The following is an 18,146-nucleotide window of genomic DNA, read 5'->3' on the forward strand; positions in this document are numbered from 1 at the left end:
GGGACATTCCTGCCCTCTGAAATATCATACTTATTAGCCAAGCAGTTTTTTCTGCGTGCGGAATTAAACAAGTGCCGCATAACGTAAGCCATCTGTAGGATGGAACTATTACGTTATGCGGCACTTGCAAGTTAGCGGTGTTGAGTCTTGTTGTTCCGGGCGTGTATGGATGCGAGAAATTTAAGTGAGCGAAGGATGCTAGATGTGACTTCGTGTCAGTGTCAAACCTGCCAAGCGTCTGACAAGCCACACAGCACGAAGTACGCTGTGTCACTGTGTCGTCTACGCGCGAGTCAGGCTCGCCCGGCCGCCACACATCAAGCCTGCTCGGGCATCGGGCTCATGCCGCCGGCTGCTGCTTTTTTCGCCCGTACATACCGGAGGGCGAGCAGCAGGGCCAGAACGGCTACGGCCAGCATGCCCCAAAATTCGGCTTCATAAGCGGAGGCCAACGGCCGGTTCGTTTGCCAGACGAGGCTGGCTCCGGTTAATGCGACGCCAAGCGCGCCGCCGAAAAACTGCGTCAGCTGCAGCATGCCGAGGCCGCTGCCGATCTCATCTTTATGCAGGGTTCGGGAAATTTCATTGGACACTCCGGAGCCTGCGGCAGAGAAGGAGACGCTCATCACCATATACGACACCATCAGGCCATAAGGCGATTGAACGCCTAGCAGGACAAAGGCAAGCATAGCCGCCGCAAGGGTGGAAAAGCCGCCGATGATCACCTTCACGTTGCCAGCGCGGTCGATCGCCCGGCCGATGAACGGCGAGAGCAGCGCGCTGAGCATAGCGCCGGGGAAAATCATCAGCCCTGCAAACACCGAGCTGTGGTTGAACAGCTTGATCACCACCAGCGGCATGAGAAACAGCATGGCAAAGTTCAACACATAGGCCAGTAGATTCAGCGCAGACAAGTTCATATAGGTGCGGTTGCGCAGCAGAGCCGGCTGAACGAACGGATGTGAAGTCCGGTGGATACGCAGCCAAAACGCGGTCAGGGCGATCAGGCCCGCAGCCAGCGCAGGCAGCGTCTGGCCGGTCAAGTACAGCAGCAGGCCGGTTACGCCTACGCCGATGAACAAAGCGCCCGGTACGTCGAAGTGTACGGACGAGCTTTCCTGGGCAGGCAGGTGACGAAGAAACAACGGCAGCGCCAGCAGCACGAGGGACGTGACCGCAAATAACGATGTATAGCCGAAATATTGGGTTAGTGCGCCGCCGACGATCGGGCCGATCCCGAAGCCAAACGAAGCTGCCGAAATGATGGAGGCCATGGATTGGCCGCGGCGCTCCAGCGGAACGAAGCGGGTGACCAGCACGATGCCGAGGCCCGGGGCTGCTGCTGCGCCCAGCGCCTGCAGCAGCCGAGCTGCGAGCAGCAGGTAGAAATTGCTGGCGGTCAGTCCGATGATCGACGCGATGCCGAGCAGCAGCAGCCCGACAAGCAGCAGCTTGCGAATCGGCAGAAAGTCAGATAGCCGGCTATAGGCAATGGACGCGATGGCAAAGCAAATCGAATAGCCCGTCACGATCCACGAAGCCGTTGTCGGCGTCAGATTCAGATCATGCGCGACGGTAGGCAGCGCCACATTAAACATCGTCGTATTCATGACGACCAGCAGCACGGTCAAGCTCCAGAGGCGGATGACCAGCTTTTCGCGGAAGGTGCCGGAGGCGGGAAGGTCTTTTTCCATAAAAGCGATCTCCTTTAGCGCGTGAGCGCATTTAGTTTTATTAAAATACTATTATTAGAATAGTAGTTGTGCTAAAATATAACCGATCCGTTATTCTGCTGTCAACGGTAAACAAATAAAAATAAGATCATCAGTGAGGTGAGGCACGATGTCCGAGCATCCGGTCAGCTCGCTATGGCGCAGTCTGCTCGATCTAGACAGCAAGCTGAAACAAACGTTGTGCTTTGTCAGCCAGGAGGCTGGCATACCGCCGTCAGCTGTATCGCTTGTATTTAAGCTGGAGAAGGAAATGCTCAAGATCAATTGCGTAGCTTCCGCGCTTGGCATTACGATCGGAGCAGCTTCGAATTTGATTGATAAAGTGGAGGAAAAAGGGTGGGTTGAACGGGTGCGCTCCGAGGAGGATCGGCGTATTATGTTTGTTCGCCTGACGGACGTGGGCATGGAGCAGCTGTTGCGCTGGCGGCAGCATTTTGCCAGCCGTGCGGATACGATTTTTGCGTCGCTGCCGGAGGAGGAGGTCCGCGAGTTTGAGGACAAGATCAAGCGGCTGAGCGAGCACTTGGAAGCCTATAACAACCAACTGGAGCGCGACGGGCTATAGATGCAGCCGATCTCCTCCGCCAAGTGTGCCCGGGCAGGCGATCAGGCATGCATGGCAGGAAGAGGAGGAGGTAGACCTGTTCCTGCCTATGCTCCGCTATCGCCTACTTTGAAAAACGTTGTCCCGGCAAGCATTCTCAGGTTGAGCGCTTATGCAGGGTTAATGTGGTTGAACAAGGAAGGGAAGGATCTCTGAATGGAAGAAAGTCTGGAAGGACAACCGAAGCGGGCCGGCGCCGCCGACAGGCCGGGGCAGGCTGCTTCTCCAGCTCAATCACGCCGGTTATGGATGGCGCTTGTGTTAGGCGTGCTGTCGGCCTTCGGGCCGCTGTCGCTTGATATGTACTTGCCTGCGCTGCCGCAGCTGGCGGGTGACCTGAACACAAGCGCCTCGATGGCGCAGCTTAGCCTGACGGCTTGCTTGCTTGGCTTGGCGCTCGGACAGCTGGCCGCGGGGCCGCTCAGCGACAAGTACGGCCGCCGCCGTCCGCTGCTAATTGGGCTGACTGTATTTGCGGTGTCATCGCTGCTGTGCATGCTGAGCGCGTCGGCGGCTGCCTTTGTAGCGCTGCGGTTTGTGCAAGGCGTAGCGGGTGCGGCCGGGATCGTAATCGCCCGCGCGATTGCGCGCGATTTATATGCGGGCACCGAGCTGACGAAGTTTTTCGCGCTGCTGATGCTGGTGAACGGAGCAGCGCCAATTCTCGCTCCGATTGCCGGAGGGCAGCTGCTGGAATTTACGTCTTGGCGGGGCGTATTTGTCGTGTTGGCTGGCATCGGGCTGCTGACGATGCTTGCGGTCGCGCTGGGGCTGCCGGAGACGCTGCCGCGCGAGCGCCGACAGCAGGGCGGAGCGCAGGAAACGTTCGCGACGTTTGCGCGGCTTCTCCGCGACCGTTCCTTTATGGGGTACGCGTTGTCGCAGGGCTTCGTGACGGCCGCCATGTTCGCTTATATCGCGGGCTCGCCGTTTGTGCTGCAAAATTTGTACGGCGTCTCGCCGCAAGGCTTCAGCCTTATCTTTGCAATGAACGGGCTGGGCATTATTCTCGGCAGCCAGCTGACCGGGCGTCTAGCCGGGAAGATTAGCGAAAGCCGGCTGCTGGTGACAGGGCTGACGCTGGCCGCGTTCAGCGGACTGGTGCTGCTGGCCGGCGTGTACGCCGGAGCGGGCCTGGTCTGGATTTTACCGCCGCTGTTTGTCGCCGTATCCTGCGTCGGCGTCGTCGGGGCGTCGGCTTTTCCGCTGGCGATGGCTGGCCAGTCGCAGGCTGCCGGAAGCGCGTCTGCGCTGCTCGGCGTCCAGTCGTTTATTTTCGGCGGACTCGTCGCTCCGCTTGTCGGCTTGGGCGGGGAAAGCTCCGCGATCCCGATGGGGCTGGTGATGGCGGCTGCGAATATCACGGCCGTCTTGATTTACTGGCTGTGCATAGGACGTACACGAACCTCGCGGACATAGTCCGTGAGGTTTTTAAACTCTGTTCACATATTGTTCACATTTGTCGGAAATTGGCTTTTCTTACTTTGGGCATCCGGAGTTATAATAGAAGTAACATAGGGCTCCGCTTCGGGCCTGAATCTTTTATCGAGCATGTTGTGAAATTTGGTACAATTAGGCGGGTTTATTGATCCCTGAACGTGAACTTCTTAAGATTACAGAACGCATAAGTTTTCAGCGCAGCTGAACTTGCCTTGAGATAAGTAACGCGCACGCCGATCAGAAGCCTAAGTAAGGCTCGAACAGGATGATCCCGGACACCAGGGCTTCTATTTTTTCAATGCAAAGGAGGACGTTTATTTATGTCTCAATCGACACAAACGATCACACGCGAGTCCGCAGACGTGCTGGATCAACTGATGAAGCCGGAGGTGCAGCAATCGCTGACCGTGCTGGTGGAAAACCTGCCCAAGCTGGCTGAGATGGTCACGCTGCTGACCAAAACGTACGATGTGGTGCAAGGTCTGGCAACGGATTCGGTTTTCATCGAAGACATCAAGGGCGGAATCAGCGAGGTTGCCGTTCCGCTTGTGGAAGGCGCGAAAAGCATCGCAGCCAGCGCTATCGAAGCAAATGACCGCGCGCAGGCAGAGACGGCGACGATCGGTCTGTTCGGCTTGCTCAAAATGCTGAAGGACCCGCAAGTGCAAAAAACATTCCGGTTTGCTCAAGCCTTCCTGGAAATTTCCGCACAGCGCAATCAGCAAAAACAACAAGGCGAATAATTTTCGTTAATCCAGAACGGAGGATAAATCAGTATGTCGAAGCACATTTTGATCTTGGGCGGCGGTTACGGCGGCTTGCTTAGCGCGCTGACGGCCCGCAAATATTTAACCCCTGAAGAAGCGACGATTACGGTTGTCAATAAAGTTCCTACACATCAGATTATTACGGAGCTGCACCGTCTGGCTGTCGGTAATGTGAGCGAGCAAGCGGTAGCTCTTCCGCTGGAAAAGCTGCTGCGCGGCAAAGATATCAACCTGCGTATTGATACAGTCGAAACGATCGGCCTGGACGAGAAGCGCGTTGTGCTGAAAAGCGGCGTCACCTACAACTATGATGCGCTTGTCATCGCCCTTGGCAGCGAAACGGCTTACTTCGGCATTCCTGGACTGAAGGAAAACAGCTTCACGCTGAAATCGGTCGCCGATGCCAACCGCATTCGCGAGCATGTGGAAGCACGGATTGCCGAGTATGCCAAGTCGAAAAACAAAGCGGACGCAACCTTCGTGGTCGGCGGCGGCGGCTTGACAGGCATCGAGCTTGTCGGCGAGCTGGCGGACATGCTTCCTGGGCTGTGCCGTAAAAACGGCGTCGACTTTGCCGACGTGTCTCTGTATACCGTAGAAGCGGGTCCGTCCATTCTGCTGGGCTTCCCTGCCGAGCATATCGAGCGCGCCCAAACAAGCCTTGAGAAGCGCGGCGTCAAGTTCCTGACCGGTCTGGCCATTACTGAAGCAACCGAAACAACGGTATCGCTCAAAGACGGCAGCTCGATCGAAACAAATACAATGGTATGGACGGGCGGCGTACAAGGCAACGCACTTGTTGGCGCTTGTGGCATTGAAGTGAACCGCGGCCGCGCAAGCGTGACCGAATCGCTGCAATCCGTCTCCCATCCTGATGTGTATGTCGCTGGCGACAGCGCGGTGGTAATGGGTCCGGAAGGCCGCCCATATCCTCCGACAGCTCAAATCGCCTGGCAAATGGGCGAAGCGATCGGCTACAATATTTTCGCAAGCTTCAAAGGCGTGCCTGCCCAATCGTTCAGCCCGGTATTCTCCGGTACGCTGGCGAGTCTGGGACGCAAGGACGGTATTGCTACCCTAGGCGCGAACCAAACCCGCCTGAAAGGCTTGCCGGCTTCCCTGATGAAGGAAGCGAGCAACCTTCGCTACCTGTCGCATATCAACGGCTTGTTTACACTCGCGTACTAATTCAATACCGGTTCATGGCGATGAACCGTATAGCTTCGTTCTCCTGTCGGTCAGGGGAACGGGGCTTTTTTTTGCTGCCTGTGGACCAATTGTGGATAAAAAGTGGATAACTTTTCAGAAAATAAAAAATATTTAATACATTTTAATGTCATATATATTGACGTTATGGGATATAAAAATTATGATAATAGGTATAAATAACAAAATATCTAGAAAATTTCCACTCACCACTCATATTGTGTCATTAATAATAACATACATTGAAGGGGATTAGAAGGGGGCGGTTCCGATGTCTACTGGCGATCGTATATCTTGTGCGCCGTATTCGCTGCAAGCTTTTTATGATGAGATGTTTGGCGCCGAGGAGCCTGTCCGCTTGCATTATGAGCAAGTGTACTGCAGCTTCTCCCGAATGCGCGGGGAGGAGCTGAAGGCGAAGCAGCAGGGCATGGAGCGGCGAATGCTGGAAGAGGGCATCACCTTCACGCTTTACAAGCCGGAGCAGTCCCAGCCGCTGGAGCGTACGATTCCGTTTGATCTCATTCCCCGGATTATTCCCCAGGCCGATTGGGCGATGCTGGAGGCTGGTCTGATCCAGCGTGTGAAGGCGCTGAACCGCTTCGTGCATGACGTCTATCACGAGCAGCGCATCATTAAGGACGGCATCGTGCCCAGACGGATGATCATAGCCAACTGCTATTTCCGGCCGGAAATGATGGGCGTTGACGTGCCGGGCGGCGCCTACATCACCACTTCGGGCATTGATCTGATCCGCGATGCATCCGGCGAATATTTCGTGCTGGAGGATAATCTCCGTTCCCCGTCCGGGTTTTCTTACTTGTTCAAGGGACGTTCTATTATGAAGGAGCTGTTTCCGGAGCTGACCTTGTCCTGCTCGCTCCGCGATGTGGACCACAGCCTTAACCGGTTTCTGACCATGCTGCGCAGCCTCGCGCCCGCAGGCAAGTCGGAGCCTGTCATCGCGCTGCTTACACCGGGCGAATACAATTCGGCGTATTACGAGCACGCCTTTCTCGCTCAGCAGATGGGCATCCATCTCGTTGAGGGCCGCGATCTGATTGCGCGCGACCATAAGCTGTACATTCGCGGTATGAAGGGGATGACCCAGGTTGACGTGCTTTACCGGCGGCTGGATGACGATTTTCTCGATCCGCTTGTGTTCCAGCCGGATTCAATGCTCGGCGTAGCCGGCATTATGAATGCTTACCGGGCAGGCAACCTGGCGATTGCCAACGCGCCGGGAACCGGGGTGGCCGACGACAAGGCGATCTACGCGTATGTGCCGGACATGATCCGTTATTACTTGCAGGAGGAGCCGATCTTGCGCAACGTGCCGACCTACCTGCTGTCGCGTCCGGAGGAGCGGGAGTACGTGCTGCAGCATTTGTCCGACATGGTGGTGAAGGAAACGTCGCTGTCCGGCGGCTACGGGATGCTGATCGGCCCTGCGGCCACCCGCGCGGAAATCGACGCGTTCGCCGAGCTGATCCGGCGCGATCCGGGTCGCTATATTGCGCAGCCGACGGTGCAGCTGTCGCGGGCGCCGGTGTTTCAGGACGGTCGGATGCAGCCGCGCCATATTGATCTGCGGGCGTTCGTCCTGCAGGGAGCTGGCGAGCAGATGCATGTGATTCCGGGCGGGCTGACCCGCGTGGCGATGAAGGAAGGCTCGCTGGTCGTTAATTCGTCGCAGGGCGGCGGCTGCAAGGATACATGGGTGCTTGCCTGAGGGGGCGGCAGGGCCGGTAAGTGATAACGCGAAAGCCGGGAGATTGAACGGAAGGGGATCGGAAATAATGATGCTTAATCGAAATGCGGAAGCTTTGTTTTGGGTCGGCCGGTATTTGGAGCGCGCGGAAAATCATGCGAGGTTAATTGACGTGCATTACCATATCCAGCATGAAGGCGACTTCGAGCATGAGGAGCATAAATGGGCAAGGCTAGTGGACGCTTTCGGCGCGCGCGCTGATTACACGCTGCAGTTCGACAGCTTCACGCAAAAGGATGTGCTGTCGTTTATCACGCTTGACCGCGGGTACGCCAACTCGTTGTTTTGCTGCGTCAGTCAGGCGCGGGGCAATCTGCGCACGCTCCGCGAGAAGCTGCCAAGCGAGCTGTGGGATGCGTTGAACGGCTTCTACCTGTGGCTGGGCGACAAGAAGGTCGATGATATATTGGCGGAGTCTCCGCATCTGTTTTTCAAGCAGATCAAGGAACGGACGGCGACCTTCTACGGCATTCAGCAATCGGTGATGCTCCGCGAAAATGCCTGGAATTTCATCGAAATGGGGCGCTGCCTGGAGCGTGCGGAAAATACGGCCCGCATTCTTCAGTCGGTCGCCGCCGCCATTCGCGAGGATGAGGTTCCGGCATATCCTTATTTGCTCGCGGTGCTGAAGTCGGTGAGCGGCTACCAGGCTTTCCGCAGGTATTACGCAGATGCGGTATCGGTTGAGCATATTCTGGAGTTTCTGATCGTAAATGATTTCTTCCCGCGTTCGATTCATTTCAATTTCACCCAGCTGGAGAAGCACCTGGCCGGCATCGAAGCGCTGCGCGAGCTGCGGACGCCCCGGGAGCGGGCGATCCGCCAGGTCAGCAAGCTGACGGCGGAGCTGGCCTGCCTGGAACGGGACGATATGACGTTTCCGAAGGTACAGCAGCTGCTGGATCACGTCGCGACATCGTGCCAAAGCCTGGGGCATATGATGGCGAGCGCATTTTTTCGGGTCGGGGAGGCAACCGCATGAAGCTCGAAATTCAGCATACAACCCGTTATTGCTACGGCCAGCCGGCCACGGAGAGTGTCAATGAGCTGCGGCTTACGCCGCGCACCGACGGACGGCAATCGTGCTACCATCATGAGGTGATCATCGAGCCGACCGCGTCTTTGTTCACCTACGAGGATTACTTCGGCAACCGAGTGCATGCATTCAGTGTAAATGTGCCCCACCGCGAGCTGGTCATCCGCACGCGCGCTACCGTCGTGACGCGTGATCAGGATACGGCTACGCGGCCGTCCGCGGCGCTGGTTGAGCAGCTGGAGCTGCTGCGCGGCGAGGCGTTTCAGGACCGTCACATTGAATACTTGCTGCCGACCGCCTATACGCTGGACACGGAAGAGCTGCTGGCGTATGCGGAGCGGTATCCGTTCGGCGGAGAGGGGCTGGCTGCGTGGGCGCGCGAACTGATGGAAGGCATCCATCAGGAGCTCACCTATGACCCCGAGGCCAGCCACGTGCATACGACGGTCAGCGAAACGCTGCAGCAGCTGCGAGGCGTTTGCCAGGATTACGCTCATCTGATGATCGCTGTGTGTCGCAGCCGGGGCGTGCCGGCCCGCTATGTGAGCGGTTATCACTTCGTCGGTGACTTGCAGGGCGGAAGCGCCGACTTCGAGCAGGCGTCCCATGCCTGGGTCGAGGTGCAAATTCCCGGTACCGGCTGGCTCGGCTTTGATCCGACGAACCGGGCCGAGATCGGCTGGCGATATGTGAAGCTGGGCCACGGCCGCGACTATAAGGACATCGTGCCGGTCAAAGGGGTGTATATCGGATCAGGCGGGCAGCATCTGGAGGTGACAGTGGACGTTCGCCGTCTCGACGCTTAGCTGTCGCAAATGTTGCTGCTTTGCTGAAAGCCGCCGTGCTGGCTGAAACCAGCGCTATTGAAGGGAGCATGCTGCTGACAGGCGGCAAGCTCCCTTTTTACAGGCGTGCCGGTTGCTCCGGCTTGGATAACGATAGACGATGCAAGGCAGGACGCTTGCTCCTTCGGGAGGGCGTTTTTTGCCGTGTTCGACAGCGTCGGGCCGTCGTCTGCTCAGGAAGGGGCCTGGCCGGAAATCGGGAATATAAAATAAAAATATAATATGGATAGACCGCAGCAGAGCTTGTTCGCTATAATGGAAAGAAACCGTTATCAATGTTGGAGAGAGAGGAAATTTCCGCATGCTTCGATTTTTGAAAACTCATCTGATCGCCCGAATTTTACTCATTGTGACGGCTGCGATGCTGCTGATTGCCGTCGGCAGCGTTGTCCTGCAATTGACACGCACGCAGTCGGCTGTAGAGGAAGCGATCGGCAGCTATAACATGCGGATTGCGCAAAGCTATGCCGCCGGGATGGATACGGCCCGTTATGGCGAATTTCTCAAAAGCCGTCAGGAAACAGAGCTTTATTGGTCGCTCAGGCAGGAGCTGGACAAGTTCCGTACATCCGTCGGGGCGCGTTATGTTTATTTCGTTCGGGTGGAGGCGGACGGCACCCCCTTTATTATGATCGACGGGCAGCCCAAGGGCTCTCCTGACGCTTCGCCGATCGGGGAGCCGACCGATATGCCGAAGGACGCCGTGCAGCGTGTGCTGGCGGGTGAAACGGCTACCTCTCCGTTGATCCAAAACCCGGAGTATGGCACCTACATTTCGGCCTATGCGCCGGTGCGCGATGCGAGCGGCGCCACCATCGGAGCGCTGGGGATTGATACGGATGCTTCCGTTCTCCAAAATTTGACGATGAGCGTCATTCGCGACAGCTGGGCGTTTTATGTGCTCATGCTGCTGGTGACGGTGGCCGCGATAGGCGTCGTCATCGGCATGGTCGTGCGCATGCTGCAGCCGTTGCGGATGATCACGGCAAGCGCCGGGAAAATGGCGGCCGGAGAGCTGGCCGAAGCGAAAGCTATGCTGCAGTCGCATCCGGTCAAGTCCGAGGATGAAATCGGCGTTGCGTATAAGTCGATGGTCGTCATGTCGGAAAACTTAAACGAGCTGGTGCGTAACGTGGTTGTCCGGGTCGCGGAAACATCCGATCAGCTGGTGCTGTCGTCCGAGGAATTTGCCCGTAATGCCGACCGGATGCTGGGAATGAGCGAGACGGTTCACGGCAAAGTAAATCAAATTCATGCCGGCGCCCGTTCACAGACGCGCAGCGCGGACGAAAGCGCCCATGCGATGGAGGAAATGGCAACCGGCATCGGCCGCATTTCCGAGTCGTCCAGCACGGTCAGCGAAGCGGCGCTGCAGGCGCTGCAAGTAGCCGAGGCAGGCCAGTCTTCCATGCTGCGCATGGATGCGAAAATTCGCGCTATCTCGACATCGGCCGTTCAGACGGTAGAAACGGCTGCGCGGCTGCGCAGCTACTCGAATGAAATGGAAGAGGTTCTGCACTCGATTAACGAGTTCGCCGAGCAAACAAAGCTGCTTGCGCTGAATGCTTCGATAGAAGCGGCCCGAGCCGGGGAGCATGGCAGCGGATTTACAGTTGTTGCGCACGAAGTGCGCAAGCTGGCCGAGGCTTCTTCGACAGCTGTGCAAGGATTGACGGCGCTGCTCGGCAATATCGGCCGGGAAAGTGTGAGCATCAGCGAGCAGATGGACGAAGCGGAGCGGGAAATCACGTCCGGCGTCAGCTTGTCTAAGGAAGCCGAGCAATCATTCCGGCATGCCGTGTCGGCGTTCAAGCTCGTTACTGAGCAAATTTTGGAGGTATCGGCTGCGGCGCAGCAGCTATCTGCCGGCTCGGAGGAAGTGGCTGCCTCAGTAGGCAGCATCGCTGAAATTGCGCACGAAGTATCCGATCAGACACAGCATATCGGCGAGCTGACGAGCGGACAGCTGGATATGATCCGTCAAGTATCGGAAGCGTCGTCGCTGCTGAACGGCCATTTGCACAATATGCAGCAGGCGATCCAGCAGGTGAAGGTGTAGGTAGAACTGCAGCTGCGTTCCACGTGGAACGCAGCTGTATTTGTGTTGGATAAACGTGTGAGGTAAGCCGAGCAATTCGTAAACGAATAAAGATTCATTATAATCAATTAATCAGCCTGTCCTTCGTTGACAGTAAGCGGAAGGGCATGCTACCCTTTTATAAGAACATCCCACATCCCAATTCTGGAAAGGAGCGACATGAACTTATGCGAATGACTCATCTTGATCATCCAGGCGCTTTCGCGCGCAACCGTCAACTTCATAGCTCGCTTCGCGGCCTGATTCAGGTCATCCGGCAATCGGGAGTTGGGGGTAAATCCACAGCTGTCTGTTGGCAGTCAGGATGCGGGCCGCGTGCTTAGGCGGTCATGCGCTGAATGTCACAGTCCATTTTATAGACGAAGGCACATCGCTTGAGGGCGGTGTGCCTTTTTTGCGAAGATTATAGGAATTTAAACGGATGTATCTTCATCGAGAGTGCTTCGATCCGAAGCTTTTTATGAGCAGGCAGCGGCCATGCGGACTGAGTTTAGGATGTGCGCGGCGTTTAGAAGGTGAGGCAAGTATGTCGACTTAATGAAATGATTCGGATTATCGGAAGCTCGTGAATTGTGGCGTGCCGGTCGCAAGCTGCGGCCTGATAAAAAAGGGGGATGACCCGATGTTTTCGATATTTACCAAGCTGGGCTGGTTTTTCCGGCAGGAGTGGCGGCGCTATTTGGTGGCGGTCGTGCTGCTGCTGATTGCCGGTATACTGGAGATTATTCCGCCGATGCTTGTCGGTCAGGCGATCGACGCCATCGGCCTTGGACATATGACCTGGGCGTACATTGGCCGGACCTTGCTGCTGCTGGTTGGTATTACGGTTGTCGTATACGTCATTTCGTACATGTGGGGTTACCGGCTGTTTGGCGGTGCGTTTGTCGTCGAGCGGCTGATGCGGGGCAGGCTGATGGGGCATTTTCTGAAAATGACGCCGACCTTCTACGAACGCAACCGCACAGGCGATCTGATGGCCCGCGCGACAAATGATTTGCAGGCCGTGGCCCAGACGGCGGGCTTCGGTATACTGACCCTGCTGGACTCCACGCTGTGGATGGGGACGCTGTTGGTAACGATGACGGTGTTTGTATCCTGGAAGCTGACCTTGGCGGCCGTGCTGCCGCTGCCGATTATGGCGGTGCTGGTCAGCCTGTACGGGGGCTGGATTCATACTCGGTTTATGAAGGCGCAGGATGCATTCGGCGATATGAACGAAGGTGTGCTGGAGACAGTATCCGGTATCCGTGTCATTCGGGCTTACACGCAGGAGCGAAAGGCGGAGCGGCAATTTGCGGAGGTTACGGAGGATGTGCTTGCCAAAAACTTGGCCGTCGTGCAGATCGAATCGTTGTTTGAGCCGACGATCAAAATTTTGGTCGGGGTCAGCTACATGATCGGTCTTGGCTACGGCGCGTATCTGGTGTTTCACAATGAGCTGACCATTGGCGCGCTGGTTGCCTTTAATGTATATCTTGGCATGATGATTTGGCCGATGTTTGCGATTGGCGAGCTGATCAACATCATGCAGCGCGGCAATGCTTCTCTGGACCGGGTAAATGAGACGCTTGGCTACAGGCCGGATGTGCCGGAGCCTGCCAACGGAGTACGGCCGGAGCAGCCGGGCCGACTTGTGTTTGATGCAGTAACCTTTCGTTATCCGTCCTCGGCGGTCGATAATTTGCGCGAGGTGACATTTACGCTGGAGCCGGGGCAGACGCTGGGTGTGGTCGGTCGAACGGGCAGCGGCAAGTCAACGCTGGTCAAGCAGCTGCTGCGCGAATACCCGCCGGGTGAAGGCCGTATTGAACTGGCGGGGGTTTCGCTGGGCGAGCTGGACCCGGACCGGGTTAACTCATGGATTGGGTATGTGCCGCAGGAGCCGTTTCTGTTTTCACGGACGATTCGCGCCAATATTTTGTTCGGCGGGGAGGCGGCGGACGAGAGCAAGCTGCAGACGGCGGTGGAAGCGTCGGCATTCGCCAAAGACTTGAAATTTCTGCCGCAAGGCCTGGATACGATGGTAGGAGAAAAAGGCGTCGCCTTATCGGGCGGGCAAAAGCAGCGGGTATCGTTGGCTCGCGCGCTGCTGGCCAGTCCGCGCATTCTGCTGCTGGACGATGCGATGTCAGCGGTTGACGCGCGTACCGAGGCGCAAATTATCGGCAATATTCGCCGGGCCCGAGCAGGCAAGACGACCGTGATCGTCACCCACCGGCTGTCGGCGGTGCAGCATGCCGATCTGATTTTGGTGCTGGAGGCCGGTCAGGTGATCGAACGCGGCACACACGCGGAGCTGCTGGAGCAGGGCGGCTGGTACCGGGAGCAGTATGAACGCCAGCAGGTCGAGGCGGGCCAATCGGAAGAAGAAGGAGCGGAGCAAGCATGAGTGAGCAGGGAGATATGCTGGACTATGAGCCGGATTTAGCGGAGCTGAAGCCAGGCAGCACGGCGGCGACGATTCGTCGTCTGATCGCCTATGCGATGAAGTTCAAGCGGCCGCTGGCGTTGGCTTTGCTTCTGCTGGCGCTGGCTGTCGTGACGGATCTGGCAGGGCCGCTGATTGCGAAGCGGATCATCGACGTGCATATATCCGGCATCGAGCAGCCGTGGTATGAGAGCGGAGAAGCGGTCGCGGGGAACGGAACGGCAGGAGGAAGCGGAGCTGCGGTCGCGGGCAACGGAGCGGCAGGAGGAGGCGGAGCTGCGGTTGCCGGGAACGGTACAGCAGGAGGAAGCGGCGCCACGCCACAGCCGGGCAGCGTGTCCGGGGCGGCGGCATCCGACCCGTACGCCGTTGCTTACGGCGGCAAGCTTTACAAGCGAGCAGACAGGTTTGCCGAAGGCGAGCTACGAGGGGCGGAAGCCCGCGTGCTGCAGCTGGAGCGGGAATATTACTGGATTGACGGACCAATCACGTTTGACGGAAAACGCAGTTTGAATGTGGACGGCTCAATGGTCATCGAACGCGGCGGCGAGCGGCAGACGTATGCTGCCCAGAAGCTAAGCCGGGAGCAGACGCTTGCTTTTTACCGGCCGGAGCTGGCGGGTATTTGGCAGCTATGCTGGCTTTTTTTTGGGCTGCTGGTCGCTTCGGCGGCGTTCACCTACGGGCAGCGCTACTTCCTGCAAGCATCGGCGAACCGGGTCATCCGGTCGATGCGGACGGATGTATTTGCCCAGCTGAACCGGTTGCCGGTGCGGTATTTCGATAACTTGGCGGCGGGCAAGGTGGTGTCGCGAATTACAAACGATACGGAATCCATCCGCGATTTGTATGTAAATGTACTGGCTAACTTTTGTACAGGAATTATTCATATGGCGGGCATTTATGTCGCTTTGTTTGTTTTGGACGCCCAGCTGGCGGCGATTTGTTTGTTTGTGCTGCCTGCGCTGGCGGCCTGGATCTGGGTGTACGGGCGGATCGCCAAACGGTATAACCGCGTCATCCGCAGCGTAGTCAGCGAAATTAACGGGATGATTAATGAGTCCATCCAGGGGATGAATATCGTTAAGGCGTTTCGCAAGGAGAAACGGACCGAAGAGGAGTTTGAGGGCCATAACAAGCGGCTGTTTGATTACCAGAATCGGCTGCTTAGTCTGAATTCCTGGACCGGATACAATCTGGTCGGGGTAATCCGCAATATCGCGCTTGTTGCGCTGATCTGGCATTTCGGAGGCGCATCGCTGAGCGGAGCCGCGGGAGTCGTGTCGCTGGGCGTGCTGTATGCCTTCGTCGATTACTTGAACCGGCTTTTCCAGCCGATTGTCAATATCGTCAACCAGCTGCCTAATCTGGAGCGGGCGCTTGTATCCGGCGAGCGGGTATTCGCGCTCATCGACGAGCAGGGCGAGGATGTATCCGAACGGCGAATTGCCCGGTACGAGGGGCATGTTGTCTTTGATCGCGTACAGTTTGCCTACAAAGAAGGCGAGTCAGTGCTGCGCAATGTCTCATTTGAGGCAAAGCCTGGACAGACGGTCGCGCTTGTCGGCCATACGGGGTCAGGCAAGAGCTCGATTCTGAATCTGCTGTTCCGGTTTTATGACCCTCAGCAGGGGCGGATTACGATTGATGGACTCGATATCCGCGAGCTGCCGCGCCAGACGATGCGTCAGCATATGGGGATCGTGCTGCAGGACCCGTTTCTGTTTGCCGGGACGATCGGCTCCAACGTATCGCTGGGCGACCCTGCGGTCACGCGGGAGCGAGTGGAGCGGGCGTTGGCCGATGTGGGCGCCGGAGACTTGCTTAGGCAGCTGCCCCAGGGGCTTGACGAGCCAGTCATTGAGAAGGGCAGCACGCTATCGGCCGGTCAGCGGCAGCTTATCTCATTTGCCCGCGCGTTGGCTTATGATCCGGCGATTCTGATTTTGGACGAAGCAACGTCTAATATTGACACGGAAACCGAAGCAGTCATTCAGCAGGCATTGGATGTGGTGAAGCAGGGGCGCACGACATTTGTTATTGCCCATCGTCTGTCCACGGTGCGAAACGCCGACCAAATCCTGGTGCTTGACCGGGGCGAGATTGTTGAACGGGGCAACCATGATGAGCTGCTGCGGCAAAACGGCCGATATGCGCAAATGTACCGGATTCAGCAAGGGGAGACGGCGGTTGTGCCGGAGAACCGAAGCGAGGTTTCACTGGGCTTGGGGGAACACTGAGTTGTTTGCTTGAGCCGGTTTTGTCCATGATATTGCGTGATTCGCGCGCGACCTGGCGTCCGTTGCCGATCCCTTGGGATTGAGCAACGGGCTTTTTTGTGGAGAAAATGTTCCATGTGGAACATTTTACGGGGTGGCGGCTTGTCCATGCCGGACGGGTGGCTGTCGAAGTCTGCAACTGCGATTTTGGCGGCTGCCGACGTTTTGATTGTTATGGCGGACATGCCGCGAGGGCGCTGTTTAGACTACGTAGGCGAACGGGAGGCGGATATGATAAACTGGTGGTATACTTAAAGAACCAAGACTTTTGGTGCATAAAAAGGAGATTATCCGATGAAGCATCGCGGGCTGATAGGACCTTTGGTTGGTATTTTTTTACCTTTTGGTTTGTATTCCTCCTTACGCTGGTTTCCGGAGCTGGATGCTCGCTTCGAGATGCCGAACGGCCATTTTTACATCGTAAGCGCCGTAGCCTTTCTCGCGCTGATCGCCGCTTGTCTCGTGGGGATTGCGGGCAGTCGTCTGCGGAATATCAAGGTCAGCTTTCTTGCTCTTTCCTTTATTTCATTGGCTGAAATGTTTATGGTTCACGGTCTTGCCACGCCTAATTTTATTATGAGCCATTCGACTCACCTCCCCGGTGTTTCCGCCCAAGTCAGCGTGCTGCTTGCCTCGATGTGGCTCTGCTTGTCCGCGATGTCGTCAGACCGTTGGCTGATCGGCTTCCTGTCCCGCTATCATCGGCTGCTTGTGCCGGTCTGGACGGTGCTGCTTGGCGGTTTGGGGCTTGCTTCGCTGATGTTTCCGCACGTCGTCGAGCTGGTTCCGATTGACCTGAAACCGATGAACGCCATGCTCGGCATCATGACACTGGCCTTGAACAGCTATGCGATGTACCGTTATTACCATGCTTACCTGTACTCCCGGTTTCCGCTGCAAATTGCAATTTTGTACAGCAGCGGCTGGCTGGTCGTGTCCCAATGGATTATTTCTACCGGCGAGACCTGGCAAGCGAGCTGGTGGATGTATCATTTCCTGCTGTTGGCATCCATGATTGTGATGCTGATCGGGCTGCTGGGTCAATACGGGGCCAGACAGTCATTGACCGGTGCGCTTAAGTCGTTATTCACCGCCGATCCGTTCGAGCGGATTACAAGCCGCATTTCGCCGAGCGTGAGGTCCTTGATGGCTGCTACGGAGGAAAAGGATCATTACACCGCAGGCCATAACTTCCGCGTGACGTTGTATGCGCTCCGGCTCGCCGAGGAGCTGCATCTGCCGGCCGACCAGCTCCGCGCGCTCGCACAAGGCACGATTGTCCATGATGTCGGCAAAATTCAGGTGCCCGATGCGATTCTGAACAAGCCGGGGCGGCTTGATCCGGAGGAACGTCTGGTCATTGAGCAGCACCCGTTGAGCGGGTACAACATGTGCAAGCGGCTCGGCTTTATGAAGGAGGAGCTGGCGATTATTCGCTGGCATCATGAAAAATGGGACGGAACCGGCTATCCTGACCGGCTGCAGGGCCAACAAATTCCGCTTGTGGCCCGTATCGTAGCCGTTGCTGATGTGTACGATGCGCTAACCTCGAAACGGGCATACCGGCAGGCGATGCCGCATGAGGAGGCGATGAGCTTTTTGTTGTCCCAGCGCGGTATTCATTTCGACCCGGTGTGTATAGATGCCTGGGAGCGGCTGTGTGAGCGGGACGCTTCGGTGGCGGAATATGCGGTCAAGCTGACCGAATGGCCGTCCGCCGCCTCGATCTGAGATGGACAGAGCTGTAGGCGAGACAAGCTGCAGCATAGATATCGTGGATTGACGGGAGACACTCGTCCGTTCAGCGAAAAAAGCAAGGCGCAAGAATGCTTCGTTGATTTACGAAGTGTTCCTGCGCCTTGCTTTTTGGCGTGTCAGGGTAGGCGAGGGGAATTGAACCCCTATCCGAAGACAACGCCACTATAGGCTTCTACTGGTG

General features: G+C 56.9%; 13 protein-coding genes. 12 read left to right on the top strand and 1 reads right to left on the bottom strand.

All coding sequences use genetic code 11. From position 1 onward, the window contains the following. Positions 1-317: 317 nt before the first annotated feature. Positions 318-1,694, bottom strand: a complete 1,377-nt coding sequence (locus tag AC6ROY_RS11885; RefSeq protein ID WP_500100642.1) for an MFS transporter — start codon at positions 1,692-1,694, stop codon at positions 318-320. A gap of 148 nt (positions 1,695-1,842) precedes the next feature. Here AC6ROY_RS11885 and AC6ROY_RS11890 point away from each other — a divergent pair, with 148 nt between their 5' ends. The 12 genes from AC6ROY_RS11890 (at position 1,843) to AC6ROY_RS11945 (ending at position 17,938) form a co-directional block, all read left to right on the top strand. Continuing rightward, entirely contained in the window at positions 1,843-2,298 is a 456-nt protein-coding gene (locus AC6ROY_RS11890) for a MarR family winged helix-turn-helix transcriptional regulator (protein ID WP_500100644.1), read from the top strand. Between the two features lie 288 nt (positions 2,299-2,586). After that, a complete protein-coding gene (locus AC6ROY_RS11895; RefSeq protein WP_500100670.1) occupies positions 2,587-3,756 on the top strand; it encodes a multidrug effflux MFS transporter in 1,170 nt (389 codons plus the stop codon). Positions 3,757-4,097: 341 nt separating this feature from the next. Beyond that, positions 4,098-4,520, top strand: a complete 423-nt coding sequence (locus AC6ROY_RS11900; RefSeq protein WP_500100646.1) for a DUF1641 domain-containing protein — start codon at positions 4,098-4,100, stop codon at positions 4,518-4,520. 33 nt (positions 4,521-4,553) lie between these two features. Beyond that, on the top strand, positions 4,554-5,732 hold the full coding sequence (locus AC6ROY_RS11905; RefSeq protein ID WP_500100648.1) for an NAD(P)/FAD-dependent oxidoreductase: 1,179 nt from the start codon (positions 4,554-4,556) through the stop codon (positions 5,730-5,732). A 289-nt stretch (positions 5,733-6,021) separates the two neighbouring features. After that, on the top strand, positions 6,022-7,482 hold the full coding sequence (locus tag AC6ROY_RS11910; RefSeq protein ID WP_500100649.1) for a circularly permuted type 2 ATP-grasp protein: 1,461 nt from the start codon (positions 6,022-6,024) through the stop codon (positions 7,480-7,482). A 67-nt stretch (positions 7,483-7,549) separates the two neighbouring features. Further along, complete coding sequence (locus AC6ROY_RS11915; protein ID WP_500100651.1) at positions 7,550-8,503, top strand: alpha-E domain-containing protein; 954 nt, start codon at positions 7,550-7,552, stop codon at positions 8,501-8,503. Then, on the top strand, positions 8,500-9,363 hold the full coding sequence (locus AC6ROY_RS11920; protein ID WP_500100652.1) for a transglutaminase family protein: 864 nt from the start codon (positions 8,500-8,502) through the stop codon (positions 9,361-9,363). Before AC6ROY_RS11915 ends, AC6ROY_RS11920 begins: the two co-directional genes overlap by 4 nt. 340 nt (positions 9,364-9,703) lie before the next feature. Next, complete coding sequence (locus AC6ROY_RS11925) at positions 9,704-11,461, top strand: methyl-accepting chemotaxis protein (protein ID WP_500100653.1); 1,758 nt, start codon at positions 9,704-9,706, stop codon at positions 11,459-11,461. Between the two features lie 661 nt (positions 11,462-12,122). Further along, entirely contained in the window at positions 12,123-13,889 is a 1,767-nt protein-coding gene (locus AC6ROY_RS11930; RefSeq protein ID WP_500100655.1) for an ABC transporter ATP-binding protein, read from the top strand. Continuing rightward, complete coding sequence (locus tag AC6ROY_RS11935) at positions 13,886-16,168, top strand: ABC transporter ATP-binding protein (RefSeq protein ID WP_500100656.1); 2,283 nt, start codon at positions 13,886-13,888, stop codon at positions 16,166-16,168. The genes AC6ROY_RS11930 and AC6ROY_RS11935 overlap by 4 nt, the downstream gene beginning before the upstream one ends. A 114-nt stretch (positions 16,169-16,282) precedes the next feature. Continuing rightward, entirely contained in the window at positions 16,283-16,462 is a 180-nt protein-coding gene (locus AC6ROY_RS11940; protein WP_500100657.1) for a hypothetical protein, read from the top strand. 39 nt (positions 16,463-16,501) lie between these two features. Next, positions 16,502-17,938: an HD-GYP domain-containing protein gene (locus AC6ROY_RS11945; protein ID WP_500100658.1), complete on the top strand. Its 1,437-nt coding sequence runs from the start codon at positions 16,502-16,504 to the stop codon at positions 17,936-17,938. Positions 17,939-18,146: the final 208 nt, after the last annotated feature.

This window comes from Paenibacillus sp. sg306046, from assembly GCF_059821225.1.

Coding starts and splice junctions, on each gene's coding strand:
- AC6ROY_RS11895 (WP_500100670.1), top strand. CDS start 2,587: ATGGCGCTTGTGTTAGGCGTGCTGTCGGCCTTCGGGCCGCTGTCGCTT.
- AC6ROY_RS11940 (WP_500100657.1), top strand. CDS start 16,283: ATGTGGAACATTTTACGGGGTGGCGGCTTGTCCATGCCGGACGGGTGG.
- AC6ROY_RS11900 (WP_500100646.1), top strand. CDS start 4,098: ATGTCTCAATCGACACAAACGATCACACGCGAGTCCGCAGACGTGCTG.
- AC6ROY_RS11915 (WP_500100651.1), top strand. CDS start 7,550: ATGATGCTTAATCGAAATGCGGAAGCTTTGTTTTGGGTCGGCCGGTAT.
- AC6ROY_RS11930 (WP_500100655.1), top strand. CDS start 12,123: ATGTTTTCGATATTTACCAAGCTGGGCTGGTTTTTCCGGCAGGAGTGG.
- AC6ROY_RS11935 (WP_500100656.1), top strand. CDS start 13,886: ATGAGTGAGCAGGGAGATATGCTGGACTATGAGCCGGATTTAGCGGAG.
- AC6ROY_RS11910 (WP_500100649.1), top strand. CDS start 6,022: ATGTCTACTGGCGATCGTATATCTTGTGCGCCGTATTCGCTGCAAGCT.
- AC6ROY_RS11885 (WP_500100642.1), bottom strand. CDS start 1,694: ATGGAAAAAGACCTTCCCGCCTCCGGCACCTTCCGCGAAAAGCTGGTC.
- AC6ROY_RS11905 (WP_500100648.1), top strand. CDS start 4,554: ATGTCGAAGCACATTTTGATCTTGGGCGGCGGTTACGGCGGCTTGCTT.
- AC6ROY_RS11890 (WP_500100644.1), top strand. CDS start 1,843: ATGTCCGAGCATCCGGTCAGCTCGCTATGGCGCAGTCTGCTCGATCTA.
- AC6ROY_RS11920 (WP_500100652.1), top strand. CDS start 8,500: ATGAAGCTCGAAATTCAGCATACAACCCGTTATTGCTACGGCCAGCCG.
- AC6ROY_RS11925 (WP_500100653.1), top strand. CDS start 9,704: ATGCTTCGATTTTTGAAAACTCATCTGATCGCCCGAATTTTACTCATT.
- AC6ROY_RS11945 (WP_500100658.1), top strand. CDS start 16,502: ATGAAGCATCGCGGGCTGATAGGACCTTTGGTTGGTATTTTTTTACCT.